Origin of the sequence: Legionella cherrii, from assembly GCF_900635815.1 — a bacterium.
GTDB classification, from domain to species: domain Bacteria; phylum Pseudomonadota; class Gammaproteobacteria; order Legionellales; family Legionellaceae; genus Legionella; species Legionella cherrii.
Genome location: NZ_LR134173.1, coordinates 2,055,274 through 2,070,945, shown reverse-complemented (window position 1 = coordinate 2,070,945; position 15,672 = coordinate 2,055,274). Strand labels below are relative to the sequence as shown.

Sequence of the window (15,672 nt, the reverse complement as noted above, 5' to 3'; positions counted from 1 at the left end):
TATCTCTGCGATACTCTTACAGATATAAATCGATCCAATCTTTAAATCGTTTTAAACGATCCATTTGAAAATCCGGTCTATCAAGTGAATGATATTGATCAGGATATATGATTAATTGTGTCGGTATATTTTGTGATCTTAAGGCTTGATATAATTGTTCAGAACCAATACATGGCATATTAAAATCCAGACTGGCACACATGAACAAAGTAGGCGTTTTAATTTTATCCGCTTTCATTAATGGATAACTTAATTTCAAATAAGTTTGCACATTGAGCCAAGGTTTACCCAATTCGGCTTCATATTCTAATGTATATTGATCCACGCCATAATTCCCGAGGATATTCCCGGTCCCTGCCCCACTAATTGCGGCTTTAAAGCGTTGTGTACTGGCAATAACATAATCAGTAAGCATGCCACCGTAACTCCAGCCACCCACCGCCAATTTATTAGGATCCACAATACCTTTCTTAATGACGTAATCGACTGCAGCTAAAACGTCTTTGACATCTAAGTTACCCCAGTCTGCATGAATTGCTCTGGAAAAATCATATCCCCTTCCAGAACTTCCACGTGGGTTGGGGGCTATAATTGCATATCCCTGGGCAGCGAGCCATTGCCAGTCAAAATTAAATTCATGGCTAAATTGATAAACTGGCCCACCATGTAAATTTAAAACAGCAGGATACTGATGACCTGTTTTGTAGTTTGCTGGTTTTAGCAATAAACCTTCAATCACTGTTCCATCAGAACTTTTAAATTCAATATCATCTGCTGGCAAAAATTTTACTTGCTCTAAAAGCTTTTGATTATGGTGAGTTAACGGCCTTAATGTATTTTCTACTGCAAAGAGTTCTGGTGGATGTTGATCATCTGAGGAGACAACTACGATGCGTCGATCTGCTGTTGAAAAATTACTATCAACACGCAATCCATGAGTTAGTGCTTTAACGACACCGGTACGGACATTAATCTCACTTAGATGAATATTTCTACTTATTTCAATTAATGCAAAGATATTTTTACCATCTTCAGACCACTTAGGTTTGGTAAACCAACGATCCACAGGAGCAATAATTTGTTCCTGTTGACTCCTCAATCCAACAACAGCTACTTGTGTAGGGGCATAAATGTGGGAGTGGTTACTATTACTCAAATAAGCGATTTCAGCGCTATCAGGGCTCCATGCGGGAACAGACTCCCATTCTGGATCCATTTCCGCTCCAGGGGATTTGGTGAGCTGTTTGGCTTTGCTTCCCGGTTTTGTATTGATTACAAACACATCCGAGTTGAAATTTCTATCGGGGTCGGTTCCTCTTTGAGACGCAAAAGCAATATATTTTCCATCAGGAGACCACGCTGGAGCCCATTCATCATAGGGCCCTGGAGTCAATAATTCAATGTGTTTACTTTGGATTGCTATACGATAAAGATGCGTTCTTTTTTTACCAAGATATCCTTCTCTATCTTTTTTAAAGAGAAATCGAGTAATGACTATGGGTTTGTTTTTAGATTCTTTTTCACTGTTTACTTTATGACCAATAAACGCGATATTTTGGGAATCTGGCGCCCAAGTAAAATCGCTAACATCATACTGGTTATTCGTTAATTTAATTATTTCGCCGCTTTTTCTATTTAATAATCTCAAATTTTTAGAATCACCTCTCTCCGATAAAAAGGCAATCCATAGTCCATCAGGGCTCCACTTAGGTGAATAACTACTTTCCTTTTTATTATTCGTGAGTTGCTTTGACACACTTCCGTCATACGATACCAACCAGATATTACGGATTGCCTCTGTTTTGCTAACATTTTCTTCTAAAGTGTAGACAACCCATTTTCCATCTTTCGATAAGTCGGGTTCGTTGACCGTCTTAATTCGCATAAAATCGCTTAAAAGCGGCAACCTTTGCTCAGCCCACCCTTTCTCAAAAAAAATAATTAGGAGCAACAATAAAGAGTGCTGGAGGCACCTATGGATTTTTTTCAAATCATATTTCCTTAAATAAGTACTTCTTTATAAATGAGTACGTGACCATAACATCGCAACAAAATTAGCTTTGTTGAAAACAATCATCGTTTATTATTACCGCGAAAGCGGAAATGATCTATAAAATTAGTATATCTCACGCCTGCCTAGCTATTTTTCCAATAACGCCACAAAATTTAGAGGTAATTCAAAGTATCCTATAATCTTTCTCTTATATATGAGTCAATGTCTTATTTTATAAAAGCTTTTTGCATGCATCTCTGACGCGATAACAAAATAAAAAAGGTATTTTTCAATTAACATCTTGAACTGCGGCCAATTTAAATTGATACCTCCAAGAAGTGAATGTTTAACCAAGCAAAAAAACAAAAACGACCCACAAAGTACTTTTTTTGTACAAACCAAGCTAAACTTAATACGTGGAGTATTAAAAGGAGCTTTTTATGATTAAGATATTAGGTGTACTCTTAATAGGATTATTCATGAGTATAAGTCCGATCGCATTGGCCTATAATGGATGGCATCACCACGGATATCACCATGGATATCACCATGGTTATCATCATAGATATTATCCTGTAAGGTATTATCACCATGGTTATCATCATGGTTATCATCATCGCTATCGTCATCATGGCTATCATCATAGATACTATAGATGGTAAGATATTGAAAAAATAGAATTTTTTTAATAAAATACATCACATTACTGAATCGATAAGTATTCAGTAATGTGATTGCCTCATCTAAAATATTTTGCGGAACCTCCAGTACTGTTTCTTACCTTCTGCTTTGCCACAAGAAATTTTTTATTACTCAATAGCTCACTATGTGATAACAATAATGTAAAATAAAGACCAACATTGATTAATTTATATCAAATTTTTACTGGATTTTATGTCCACCAATACCTGAATGAGACAGAAAATTAAGGAAGCGATGCATGAGAGCAGTACGAGAATTACGTAAATCCCACACTAACCTCCAGTACTCTATATTAAAAGAAGCACATCTGGACAATAAACCGAGTTTGATAGCCGGTATTTTTTCTGGCGATCGCTGGCGTCATCGCAGTATGGGCTTAACATTAGACCATATTACAGATCAAAAGAAATTTGAAGAATTGCAATCTCATGCATCGAATAATTTAAAATTATGGGAAAAAGATAAAGTAGATCCCCCGCAAAAAGTTGAGGTAGTACCTCAGGATTTTGGAGAGGCAACGCTAGAGGTAACTAAAAAGCATGGAAAAATATATCCTGTCCTCAACATGGCCAATTCGTTATTTCCTGGCGGAGCTGTCCTAGAAGGAGGAAGTGCCCAAGAAGAAAATCTGTGGCATCGTTCAACTTGTGCGCGTTCATTACTCGGCAAAGGAGTTTATTATGATAAGGCACAAAAATGTTTTCTCTATGACGAGAACACCAGAAAACTTTTAAATGCACAAGAACAAATGAGTCCTGAAGAACTGGAATCTTTAAGCATAAGACGTGGAGTAAAAACTCCTCAGGCCTTTAAAGTCTTTATGGATGATCAACCCCAGATTTGTTTTCGAGAAGCAGAAATTTTAGTTCCCATAGAGCTCGAAGAAGAGTTTACATCAAAGAGAACATTAACTACTGACACTAAATTGAGCTACGCATTCCTTCCAAAAAACAAAATATTCCCTTTTTATGAAATCAGATCAGCTGCTCCTGAGCTCATAGGTAAAAAAATCGACTTTAATAATAAAGAATTTTTAAAGGAATATATACACGATTTAAGCCGTCGAATAGGTGCTCAGTTGGATACTTTGATACTTAAAGGAAAAACTGATGCAGTCTTAGGCGCATGGGGATGTGGAAGTTTTAGAAATAATCCAGAGATTGTTGCCCAGATATATCGTGAAGAAATTGCCAAGCGAGCGGAACATTTTCAACACATTGTATTCCCTATAATCGATAAAGAACATGAAGCAAACTTCCAAATATTTAAAAAACATTTAGATGGTCTAGAGCTCGGACATTCAGCAAACAAATCAAGTGTAAAGGCAGCGGCGCAGGGTTTGCTTAATCCCCATCGTCTGTATGCCTCAAGAGATAAGAAACCGACACCACAGGAAGAAACCTCTAAGACTCCTTCACCCTAGCTGTTCGCACTTTTAATTTTTTTTGGTGGAACAAATCATAGGCTATACCATGCATGCGTGAATCGATTCATTGTGCCTGATGATGGATTTCCGCATGCAAGGAAATGACACAGATGCAGTTCATTATCAGCTCCTTCTAAACGTTAACCGCCCTTTAATTAGAGGGATGTCTCAACTTTTTTTGGCACAAAACAACCACTAATTAAACATTTAATGAATCTTTAAAAAACACTCCAATCCCAAAATTATCAAAATGAACGCAAAAAAATCTATTTTTCATTAAACAAAACAAAATTTATTTGGTATGATTCTTTTTGAATCACAAAGACCATATATAGGTCTTTTTTATTTAACTTGTTTAAATAACATCTGAGTATTTCTACTATGCAATCACGATTAACAAAACCGATACTAAGAACACTAGCGACTTTTAATAAAAGTGTATTGTCCTCTCTGAACAAAACACATGGTTCCCTATTTTTCCCTTTGTCTCATAAGCTGGATACAACTTATCCAAAATTATCGCCAACTGAAATAAATGAAGGTATTGCTCAATTGCATGACAGTCTCTCATCAGATAAGAACTTTATTTTTAGAGGAACCGAAGGAACTCAAGAAGTTCGTGAGGCGATGACTACTGATTATCTGGGCATGTCTTCCGTACAAAGAAAAAAAGCACCAAGCCATGATCTGGTCGATTACCTCGTTAGCAATAACAGTAGATACTTCTTTTCTACCTCTCCCTGTAAATACACGGTAAGACCTTATGCGGCAGGAATATCGATTATCCCGTGCAAAGGTTATATATGGGTATTGGGATTACCCAAAGTGTACACAATCCCGCAAAAGCATTTGTTCTTAAATGAAGAAATGTTTGATAGTTATTCAAGAAGACAAATTCAACAATTAGAAAAAGACGAAAAATATCATCCCATTAAGGAAACAGCAGCCAGTAATAATGAAATCACGGTGATTGTTGGTGCTCGTAAAGAGGATAATTGGGCATTCAAAGTTTCTGAAGATGTAGCAAAAATAATCCAAGTTAGGGGACCTGGTCGTTTATTAGGTAAATTTATGTCCTCAGATGAAATTGTACATGTCCAAGACTGGACAAATCCTGAGTTCAAAAAAAGAGTATGGTCTCTTGAAGTGGTATTCTCGGAAGGAGTTACCGCAAAGCATTTTGATAAAATGAATTTCAGAGCTCGAGAACTGGGATTAATAACGAGGGATGAACGGTTGCTTACACTAGAGGATGCAAGTAGCGTAGTCGACTCTCAGGAGTTAGATAGTCTTAATGCGAACTATCGTACAACGGAGACTCATCGGGTATTAAAAGTTCATAAAGACATTCCTTTAGGACACAAGGAATCTCTACTTGAGTACATAATAGCTGAAATTAGAAGTAAAAAATTAGAAAAAATTGAACACAGAGATTGCCCCTATACTTTATAAATAGTGATTTAGCCTTCGTCTAAATTAGGTTAAGTAATTAAGCGGACGCAGCACCATAAATGAACTGTCCTAGGTGGAGTGTAGTAGATTCTGAGGAGTTAGAGGAATTAAATGAGAATTACAGCACTACCTCAACGCATAGAGTGACGAAAGTTCATAAAGATATTCCCATAGGGGATAAAGCCAATCTTATCAAATGCATAACCAAAGAAATTAGGAGTGAAAAAAAATTAGCGGAACTGTCGGAAACAGACAGCTCCCACACTGTATGAGTCGATTTATACGCAAACACCCTTCTTCTCGCGGGAACAAGGGAGCCGATAAGGGCGGATAAGGGAAATTCATCCATCTACCATTGAAACATACATTTTTTTAGCCAGTGCCAAAGCCAATTCATCTTGCCATGGCTTGGTTATGATTTGCATACCTATAGGAAGTTGTTGTCGATTCGTGCCGCATGGAACGACAACAACAGGACACTCAGTTAAAGTGATACTTGCTGTATAACGAATAAGTGGCCAAATCGCATTGGGCTCAAGTGTTTTTCCATGGGGTAATGCACACTGGGGCGACACCGGACATAATAATGCATCGTAAGCTTGAAACAATTGCAAAAATTTAATCTTATATTCATCCCACTTTGCCCAAAGTTTTAAATATTGATCGAGAGTCATGGGCTGTTCTGGCAGCTGAGTCAACCATGATTGTACCTGATGGGAGACTTCTTGCGTGCCGAGTACCTGGAGAAGATTATTTAAACCTTGCCCAGCATCTGCTTGAAACAATTGTGTCGCGATAGCAATTCCTTCTTCAAAAAGCGGTGTGCTTATTACTTCAATGTGCATTCCATCCAGAGCAAGTTGTTGGCATAGTTCTTCGATTGCACTAGGTATTGCCGGATCCAGATCAGAAAAATGGTGATCGACTAAATAAGCGATACGAATATTTTTCCTAAGCTTTATTTTTTTAGATGGCTTAAGTCGTTCAGCATATGGGTCAAGCCCATCTCCTCCTTGAATTGCATGGAATAAAATTTCTAAATCATCAATATTGTGGGTCATGGGAGCAATTCGACTGGTCAAAGCCACCCAACCACGTTTTGGCACCACAGATCCTGTTTGCGGTAAACGTCCCAATGAGGGACGTAAAGTAACTACACCACAGCAATGAGCCGGATATCTGGCCCCACCTCCATGATCGCCAGCTATTCCCATCGGTGAAGCATAACTTGCAATGAGCGCAGCCTCCCCGCCACTACTCCCTCCACTTGAATAATTAGGGTTCAGAGGATGATTTGTACGTCCATAAATTAAATTATCAGTTTCTAATGAGAGACCTAATTCTGGCGTATTGGTCAAACCTAAAAAAATACTTCCCTTTCGCATTAAACGGGAAATAACTGTGGTTTCCTCATGGCATAAAGTATTCATTAAGCCTTTTGTGCCAAACGTAACAATATGGTTTGGAACAGCATATAAATCTTTCGCTGTAAACGGGATACCAAATAATTCATCGGGTATAAAGTGAGCGTCTTTGAGCTTTTGATCCGCCTCAAAAGCAGCTTGACGGGCGACAGCAAAATCAGTTTGCACTAAAGCATTTATTTTTGGATTTACTCTTTCTATTTTCCGAATGAAATGTTCAAGTAGCTCAGAAACCGTCAATTCACGACCACGAATTAATTTTGCTAATATCTTAACTGAGAGCTGATTCAACTCTGACATATTTTTCTTCCATCTTTACTTTAGAGTTTTCTGCTTTGCCCCTTAAAGAAAAAGCTCCCCCAAGAGATGGTACTCTTTTTATAATCAAAACTGAAATAAGACTATTTTATCATCCTCAAATGGATTGTCATATTGATTGGCTCTTCTTAAATGAATTAAAGAAGAGCCATGTTGGATTAACGAACAAGAACATAGCGACCGTTTTCCAGTACATAGTGATGGCCATTATGATAAACAACATGCTTATTATGGTAACTAGCTGGATGGCCGGTTACAACGCCAACCCCTGTATCAACTACCCTTCCAACCCCGTTACCTATAAATGCACCGGTATCAGCTACATAACCTACCCCTGTACCTACAACGTGCGCGGTGTAACCTACACCGGCTCCTACGGTTGAATTGCTGTATTGGCTTACATTATTCATTGTATTACAACCAACCAAGCTTAAAGACATGAGCAAAGTTGACGAGATTATTATTCGTTTCATAGTTCACTCCTAGACTCTGACACATAATAACCAATACATACATATATTGATCATTATATGTATATATAGTTTATAAATAGGACGTTTGTTAGGGGTTTTCAGAAATATTTCTCTTGATTTGTTTGAGCAAAATTCGGAATTTGAATTCTTGGCATGTATCAGGTAATCAGGATTCATCTATAAAAAATAGGCAATATCTCTGAAAGTTTTTACAATGAAAACTTTAGAAATACTGCCTAGTAAATTAACTTATCGACTTCGGCTACTGCCTCATTCTATTTAGAACGTTTGTTCATAAGCCGCAGGGCTGTTTTCTTCGAAATTTCTAAAGTTTTGTTCCGCTTCATTTTTCTTTTCGATATTAAAACAATCCTTTCTCTCGGCAGGATCTTTGATGCGCTCACAATTATTGTTTGCATAAGAATTTGGATTTACTTCATCTGCAGCAAACGCGTTGAATGAAAATAATGCCATAATAAGAACTAATTTTTTCATCATTGCCCCATGTATTTATTTTTTATTGGCAAGGTAATCATACCTAATTCATACAACAAAATATAGGTAAGTAGGGCAATATAGAAGTACTCAATGAGCTCAAATACCTGAAGAAGCTAATTTCGTTGCTTCCAGCTGAGGTCATTTGGGCACACAAAACAAGTTATAAACAAATTGCGTGCCCATGAGTCAAGAACTACAGTCAAGAAACGTTAAATGCGAAGACGAGCAAACTCTAAATCCAGCTCATGACGATATTTGGTTACTTGTTTCTGTTGAGACTCATCTATCACTATTTGCTCCCCTGCGGCTGCCAGTGCATAAGGTAAAGGTTTAACCGCTGTCGCCAAAAAAACCATCTGGTTATAATCACTACCTTCAAAAAGCGAATTTTCTCTTGCTATCGCTTTCACCGAGTCTTGTATCAGCTTTATTTGATTTCCTAGTTCGTCGATCTGGCCTATCGCTTTAGTTGAATAATGATAGAGAGCATATCCACCACCTAATAAGAGAGGTAACCCAATAATCAAAGGGACAACAGACGCAATAGAAGCTAAAACCAATACGAATCCTGTGACCACAGCGAATGCAGACAATGCCGTATTAAAACCACTATCAGCAGTAGATAATAATTGATGATTAAATGCCGAAATCTTTTCAATAAATTGAGTTAAATCTTCCTTCTTGTCAGCAAAGGAAATGCCACTGTAAATGCCGTGATTAGAACTTTGTCTTCCTTGTATCGCAGCAAGATGGTATAACATCATATCAATAATATGGGCTAGATCGGAAATCTTCCCTTTCCGAACATAGGTCATTACCACATTTTGAAGTGTTTTCGACCAATGCGGTTGGGTATTATTAAACTCTCGGGCATAAAAGGTTAGCTGTTTGGTAAATTGGATAGGTAAAGGCCCTCCAATATCCAAATCAGTAGTAGTACCAAAAAATCCAGTATATTGTGGTAAACCGGCTACAAAAGTTTTATTTTTTACTGTCAGAGTATTCAGTAAACTCACATACATGTAAAATTTAGCGAAATGATCAGTCTTTTGATTTTCAATCAGTTCACATAATGAAGACAATTGGCTCGATGGCATTATTTTTCTCAGGCTGTAAAAAAATGGTAATCGTACCATAAGATAAGATAAAAGATAACTTATCAAAAGATATTGAATTGTATAAAAAATATCCAATTAAGAGCCAAGCGCTACAGAGTACTTTACACGTCAACATCATTGTAATTTCAGCCACTTCTTCGGTTTATTACTAGACCATATAAGGGTCTCAGGCTTCCCTTAATTATCGCATGATTGAATGTTGTTGGTTCATTTATCTCAGCTTGGATTGATCTATAAAAATCATTGTGATTTTTTTTTAATCAAATTATTATGTTTAATTAAATCATAAACGACTAATTTACTTGCTATGACCCGACTTAGTATTGAGAAAAATAATAATCGACCGATTAAAATTGCCCTTATGGGAGGCTCAGGTTCTGGTAAAACACAACTCTGCACTGCATTAAAAGGTAAAAAATATCTTCCAGTTTTTTTCCCTTCGATGGGCATGGAGTTATCAAGATTTAATAATACATTTGATTATGAAGTTTGCACGCTTCCTGGATCTCTAAGACATAAATTTAGTGGATTTATACAAGGAATGATACCTAATACAGTAAAAAATTCAGACACCAACATCATATGCATTGATCCATCAGAGAGGGATTCATTTAAAGAGGCTTGGTACTATGCTCGCGAGATCCGCAAAGTAGATACGAAAGCCCCCATCGTGATTGCCTTAACTCAACTGGATAAAAACTTACCATGGAGAGTATCAGATGAAGAAATTCAAAGATTTAAGCTTTTTTATGGAATTACACACGACACTATTGGCACGAGTGCAACCCAAGGCGAAGAGGGCATTAAAGAATTGCGTGCGCTCATGTTTGCTCTACAAAAGAAGTTACGTGGTGAGCAGGCAGAACCTGAAACAATGCTTACTTTAAACGATATTCTACTGAAAATTGAGAATTTTTATCAACTGGCTAAAACGGGTTTAAGCGAATTAATGCAACATAAGGAGGAGTATCTTAAAAAGCACAAACCTCTTGCCAAACTTCCCCCGCAACTACTAGACGCATATGTTGTGGTACAAAATTTAATAGTTCGATTAGAAAAAGCAAAAGACATTCCAAAGCAGCTAAGCCAGGTTTCTGAAATAAGTAAGAAAAAAGCTCTGTTTAACGCATATCAGTTGGCAGTAGGTTATTTTGTGGAAAAAGTGAATGAAAATTTATTAAAAGTAAATCCTCCTCAGCATATCATGAATGTGATACTACGACTGCTACGCGCACCCTTTATTGGATTTCGTATGTATAATGACTATGAGCTGAAAGAACTACGACGATTTGAGCAACAAACGAGCCTAAAAGAAGAATTACACAGTATGAAAACTAATAAAGGTCCTTAATCCTTTATCTTTTGTTGCAATGGGTACCAATAAAATTATCCAGAACAACTAATTCAAGTCTTATCGCGATAACAATGAGCCTTAATGAGCTCATAATCCCTTATTAAAACAACGCTGTACGCACAGGACACTTAAACCTCTGTCCATTTGTGGTAAGCATTGCTTGGGTTGGTCGGATAATAATGCCGCTCGCCTTAAAACCAATATTGGGAGTATATATTGCATCGCTTAACTATTCCGTTTTGAAAGGTTGCTGTAGCAGTCCATACGGAGGTGATTGCGGTAATTCCATTTGCAACCAGACTCAATACTCTATTTTTATCAAAAAAGTTTTTCTTTACAAATTAGGGTCAGGACCAGAACGAGCCTCTTCTGTGGGCTTATGTAACTCCTTAACTTGCTCAAGTCTTTCTTTAACATTCCTAAAACTATCTGAAAATCCAAGTTTTTTTAATTCTGTTTTAGTTAACTCTAAAGTCGCATCAGTTTCTTTTGTCATCTTTGATTTGTATTTTTCAAAGAAATTTTTCAGCCAGCCAATAAATCCTAACTCTCTTAAGCCAGGACGATTCGCTTCAATAGTCTTAGTATGAGTTTTTAAATGAAAGAGTGTCGCTTCCGGTTCTCTTAAGCCAGCAGTTTTAATAATGAGAAGCATATTTTCTGCCGCATTTTTCCGGGCTTCATAGGCTTTTAGTAACCTTGGATTTTTTTCAGGTTCGTCGACGGGATTTTCGTCTAAAAAGTGTAAATAAAATTCGATTTTTTGCTGTACCTGCTGTAAAGACTCGTGAACAGGTAATCCTGATAAAACCTCTTGTACTGAAACTTTGCGCTCCTTGCTACTTTGTCTAAAAAAGTCCTGAATATAATTATCCAGAATATTTTTATCCTTAAACTCCTCGGGTTTATTACACAAATGCATAATCTGCTCAACTACCATATTCTTATGGGCATTGGCTTCCCTAATTGATGTGAGTATCTCTAATTTGCTCTGAATGTTTGTTTTGATCGTATTTTCTATCTCTTTTTTTTGAGCCAAAAGATCTTTGTCTGAAGGAGTTCCAATTTCATTATTCAGTTCTTTTAAATCCTCTCTTAGCTTCTTTATCTCCTCTTCTAATAAATTTACCTTCTTCATTGATTCGGACTCAGTATGTTGAATATTTTCAACTACTTTTTCGTGGTAATTATTAAGTATATTTCCTGCTGCACGTATTTGTGGAACATTTTCTTTGATTAGATGCTCAAGAGCATAAGTAAATACTTGTTGATGAGACCTTTTCTTTTTAACCAACTCCTCCATTTCTTGATTCTTTTCCATACTAGTTATAGCTGCGACTACGTCCTGAGTCGCATTTTTTACATATGGCCCTGCAAGTGCCTCTTTAATTTTACCTGCTACCATTTGGCGAATGTCAGCTGGAGGGATATCTTTATTGGCATCTTGTTTCATTAAAGATGCCTCATTGCTTAATAGGGTTGATGCGCCAGACACCATTTGCGTCATATAGTACTGAGCCTCTTGATCAAAAGATAAAGCTGAGACTCCCAGCCTAAGCCTTACTATGTCATCAATAGTGAGGTCTGTTTCTGCGAATAAACCCGCCATTAAAGGAGTGACCTCGTCAGCACCTAACTCCACTCCACCATTTAATGGTATATACCTATCATTTAATAACCGCCCTAGATTTGCTGCCACTTCATAATTTCCCTCTCTTAAGGCATCAACATAATCTTGAGGCTTAACTAATTTCATTTGAGTTTGTAATTGAGCATGAAAATTTTCTGCAAGTGCTTTGGAAACGTCATCCCCTTTTTCTCCAAGCTCGTCTGCTTCAAGTGCATCTTTATGTCCATCAGTAGCCAAGATAGAAATAGGCTCTATACCCACTTCAGCGACAATCACAGCAGTATTATCCACCGACCCCTTTCCTCCTGCAAAGGCTCTAGATATTAAAGCTTCTGCAATATCATCTGGACCACAATTAGGATTCTCTGCGATAAATTTACTTAAAGTCTGCGCAATATCAGTCGTTGTTAAGGCTGGAGTTCCAAAATGTAAATTCTTGGTGGAAATCCCATCAGTTGCTGCAATTGCAAAAACCTTATCACCTGCTTGTAAAGGAATTACATCATGGGTGATATCGGGATCATGCCTTAGTCCATCCTTTTCTGAGTCTCTATCGCCTATGGAGCGTTTAACTCCTATTGCTATTTTTGATCTATCCTGATTTTCATGTAAATTATTAAGCTGCTTTTCAAAACGTACTTTCCCATCAGCACCAATAATGACAAAAATGGCAAGACTATCGCCAACATTACAGGTCACCCCATGCAGTTGATTTGTCTGCGGATTCTTCCATGCGATCAGTGAGGCTAGGGTTGCACCAACTGCTTGTTTATTTCCATGCTTTTCTTGCATTATTCTGGTCGTTTCTTTTAACGCAAAATCTTGCTCGGGCTCAGATAAGAGATTAAATCCAGGCATCCTCTCCCCAGATACATCATCCTCTTGACTTTTCTGAAGTGTCATATTTGGAGGCACGCCCCATGCCCCTTGGATTTTTGCAAAACCGATAGGACCATTTCGTTTTTTTGTATCACCGTCTGTTGCAAAATTATAACCATCAATTTTAATCTGCGACACGTCGACTCACCAATATTTGATCAATTTATTTAAATATAGACCAACAAGATGCTTATGCAAAAATGCCGAAATCTTTTGTTATTTATGGGTGGATGTGAGCTACTGAGAGGTAGTACTTATTGAACATAAACTAATTGAAGGTTTTCGTATTGAAATGTTCCACATAGTAAAATGGGGGAATCAATTCATCCTTAAATGGTACTTAATCAGGGCTGCTTGCCAACTCATTTTATACTCTTTCATCCAATTCCTCCCTCCGCAAACAAGTCGCGGAGCGGGACGATGAGGTGCATAACGATACGGGCTGACTACCCAGTTCTATTTTTAGATAAACTGAGAAGTACTATTTTGCTGGTGTTGTGGTGAATCAGTGGAAAGATGTTCTGGCAGAATGTTAGAATCTGATTTACTTAATTTATCAAGACTGCCGCCAAACACCGTCATAGTACTGCTACCCGGTTTGGTTGTTTTTTCCAAGGCAATGAGTTTCATCAATTGTTCATTCAGTGACGCTTCTGAATCCAATAATTCCTGTTCTTCTGGGGTAGGCAAAGAAGAAGGATCTACTCCTCGAATTTCAGGTGCATTACGCAGTTCACCGTAATAATCCAAACCCATTCCAACAATAAATGCATTAGCAGGCACTTCAAATCCCACATATTCAGGTCTGTATCCATTCACTCTTTTTTGTACTTTATCAACAAGAACGATTAAAGAAACTTTTTTTGCACCAAGGCTTTCTAAAAGCCCTCTAATTTTTAAATAGGTATTTCCCGTGTCACATACATCATCTACTACAAAGACAGTTCTTCCACCTAATGGAATTTTTGGCTTAGAGCCGATTTTTAACTCCCCAGGAGCCATTTTATTCTCATAGCTACTTGCTTGCATGGTTGTATATGAATATTTATAGCCGCTATTGTTTAATTCGTTTTGTAAAAGACCGGCAAAAGGAACTGCTCCATCCATCAAACTGATAAGGACCGGATCAGCATCAGGATATTCTTTAATAATTCGCGCTGCCAGAAGTTCCGTGCGCTGTTTAATGGCACTCTGTGTAAGCGCCTCCCCTTTTCCATCAAATTTATCTTCATCAATTTCTCTGATAGGAAGAGCTTTGGACCATACTCTTTGAGCTACTTTATTCTTTAATTCCTGAATTTCCTGTAACTGTTTAAGAATTACTTCTTTCACAACCCACCTCCAGTGTTTGATATTAAAGTTTAGGAACGCATTGTCTTTGAGGTAAAGGAAAAAAGCAATGAATAAAAATAGCCCAGGACATAACCATCAAATGAGAATGTAGAAAAAATCAGGGATGACGTTCATCCCTAATATGTAGTTTTGTTGAACAGGTTACTTATGCTCAAACGTTACCATAGAATAAGTTTCAGCTGTATAGTACGGCTCTTGATCCACTTGGTATTCTTTGGCTAACTCTGCGGCCGTTTTATGATCAACACATTGTATTCCTAACTCGCTGCAGAGAGAAACAATTTCACTTGGTTCAAAAAATGTTTTAAAGGGAGATTTTTTACTGGCAAACTCATCTAATGTTTTTTCTAAACACTTTTCTTTAGCGGATGAGTCTAATTGCTGTGCTCCTGTTTGCATCAAAGCATGCATGTAATCGAAGGTAATTACCAGGTGACTAAACTTACTGGATAACTCACGTAAAATTCTAATAACTTCTTCTTTTTCGAGATAGAAGGTATTACCTTCCCATAAAATTAAAGTAGGTTTGGTGAAATCGATATCATTTTTTGCTAATTCTGCAATTAAATCACCTTTAACATAATCTAAACCAATATAAGTGGCATTTTTGTTAACATATTGTTCAGCATAAATCTGTTCCTTGCATTTTAAAATTTGCGGCTGATCAACTTCAAAAAAACGAACACCAAATTGTTGCGTGTATTTTATTTTGCGCACAGGTAAGGTATCAAAGCCACTACCTAAAATAATAACCTGTTTTACTTCTTTGTTTTTCACAGCATCTGCTACGGTTTGCCTAAAAAAACGGGTTCTGGTGGCTAGGGGCAACCACATTCTTTTATCGAGTCTTTGCTCTGCTTCTTCTTTAACTTGTTCATTAACGAAACTCTGCATCAGAGGATCTTTGAATAAGTCTTTTTCTCTAGCGCCTTGTTTTTGTGTTAATTCTGGCCAGTTATCTTTAGATTTAGCCTGATTCTTCCAGTAATTCGCTAATAATGAGGTCGTAGCAACATTGTGCTCTTTTAAAATTTTTTCCTGCATAAAAGCAA

The 15,672-nt window shown here is 37.3% G+C and carries 12 protein-coding genes; 4 read left to right on the top strand and 8 right to left on the bottom strand.

Translation table 11 applies throughout. The features are described 5' to 3' along the window. Positions 1–16: 16 nt before the first annotated feature. Positions 17–1,885: a S9 family peptidase gene (locus tag EL022_RS08715; protein WP_197718057.1), complete on the bottom strand. Its 1,869-nt coding sequence runs from the start codon at positions 1,883–1,885 to the stop codon at positions 17–19. A 548-nt stretch (positions 1,886–2,433) separates the two neighbouring features. On the opposite strand from EL022_RS08715, the gene EL022_RS08710 reads away from it, so the two are divergent. The 3 genes from EL022_RS08710 to EL022_RS08700 all read left to right on the top strand — a co-directional run bounded on the left by EL022_RS08710 (position 2,434) and on the right by EL022_RS08700 (position 5,573). Next, complete coding sequence (locus EL022_RS08710; RefSeq protein WP_126325162.1) at positions 2,434–2,655, top strand: hypothetical protein; 222 nt, start codon at positions 2,434–2,436, stop codon at positions 2,653–2,655. A 278-nt stretch (positions 2,656–2,933) separates the two neighbouring features. Beyond that, positions 2,934–4,118 (top strand): TIGR02452 family protein, encoded by a 1,185-nt coding sequence (locus EL022_RS08705; RefSeq protein ID WP_028382056.1) that lies wholly within the window; start codon positions 2,934–2,936, stop codon positions 4,116–4,118. 384 nt (positions 4,119–4,502) lie between these two features. Further along, the gene (locus EL022_RS08700; protein WP_028382057.1) at positions 4,503–5,573 is read left to right on the top strand and encodes a hypothetical protein; all 1,071 of its coding nucleotides are present in this window, start codon (positions 4,503–4,505) and stop codon (positions 5,571–5,573) included. Between the two features lie 341 nt (positions 5,574–5,914). Here EL022_RS08700 and EL022_RS08690 read toward each other — a convergent pair whose 3' ends face one another. The 4 genes from EL022_RS08690 to EL022_RS08675 all read right to left on the bottom strand — a co-directional run bounded on the left by EL022_RS08690 (position 5,915) and on the right by EL022_RS08675 (position 9,383). Then, the gene (locus EL022_RS08690) at positions 5,915–7,297 is read right to left on the bottom strand and encodes an amidase (RefSeq protein WP_028382058.1); all 1,383 of its coding nucleotides are present in this window, start codon (positions 7,295–7,297) and stop codon (positions 5,915–5,917) included. Between the two features lie 176 nt (positions 7,298–7,473). After that, positions 7,474–7,788, bottom strand: coding sequence for a hypothetical protein (locus EL022_RS08685; protein WP_028382059.1), 315 nt, complete (start codon positions 7,786–7,788; stop codon positions 7,474–7,476). A gap of 279 nt (positions 7,789–8,067) precedes the next feature. After that, positions 8,068–8,286 carry a hypothetical protein gene (locus EL022_RS08680; RefSeq protein WP_237761258.1) on the bottom strand — a complete coding sequence of 73 codons (219 nt, stop codon included), beginning with the start codon at positions 8,284–8,286 and terminating at the stop codon, positions 8,068–8,070. Positions 8,287–8,495: 209 nt separating this feature from the next. Continuing rightward, entirely contained in the window at positions 8,496–9,383 is an 888-nt protein-coding gene (locus EL022_RS08675) for a hypothetical protein (RefSeq protein WP_028382061.1), read from the bottom strand. Between the two features lie 328 nt (positions 9,384–9,711). Between EL022_RS08675 and EL022_RS08670 the strand changes: the two genes are divergently transcribed. Next, positions 9,712–10,755 carry a GTPase domain-containing protein gene (locus EL022_RS08670; RefSeq protein ID WP_051544499.1) on the top strand — a complete coding sequence of 348 codons (1,044 nt, stop codon included), beginning with the start codon at positions 9,712–9,714 and terminating at the stop codon, positions 10,753–10,755. Positions 10,756–11,092: 337 nt separating this feature from the next. On the opposite strand, the gene EL022_RS08665 is transcribed toward EL022_RS08670, so the two are convergent. The 3 genes from EL022_RS08665 to EL022_RS08655 all read right to left on the bottom strand — a co-directional run bounded on the left by EL022_RS08665 (position 11,093) and on the right by EL022_RS08655 (position 15,664). Next, on the bottom strand, positions 11,093–13,405 hold the full coding sequence (locus tag EL022_RS08665) for a hypothetical protein (RefSeq protein WP_028382062.1): 2,313 nt from the start codon (positions 13,403–13,405) through the stop codon (positions 11,093–11,095). Between the two features lie 324 nt (positions 13,406–13,729). Beyond that, positions 13,730–14,599, bottom strand: a complete 870-nt coding sequence (locus tag EL022_RS08660) for a phosphoribosyltransferase (protein WP_028382063.1) — start codon at positions 14,597–14,599, stop codon at positions 13,730–13,732. Positions 14,600–14,761: 162 nt separating this feature from the next. Next, entirely contained in the window at positions 14,762–15,664 is a 903-nt protein-coding gene (locus EL022_RS08655; protein WP_028382064.1) for a class I SAM-dependent methyltransferase, read from the bottom strand. Positions 15,665–15,672 lie beyond the last annotated feature (8 nt).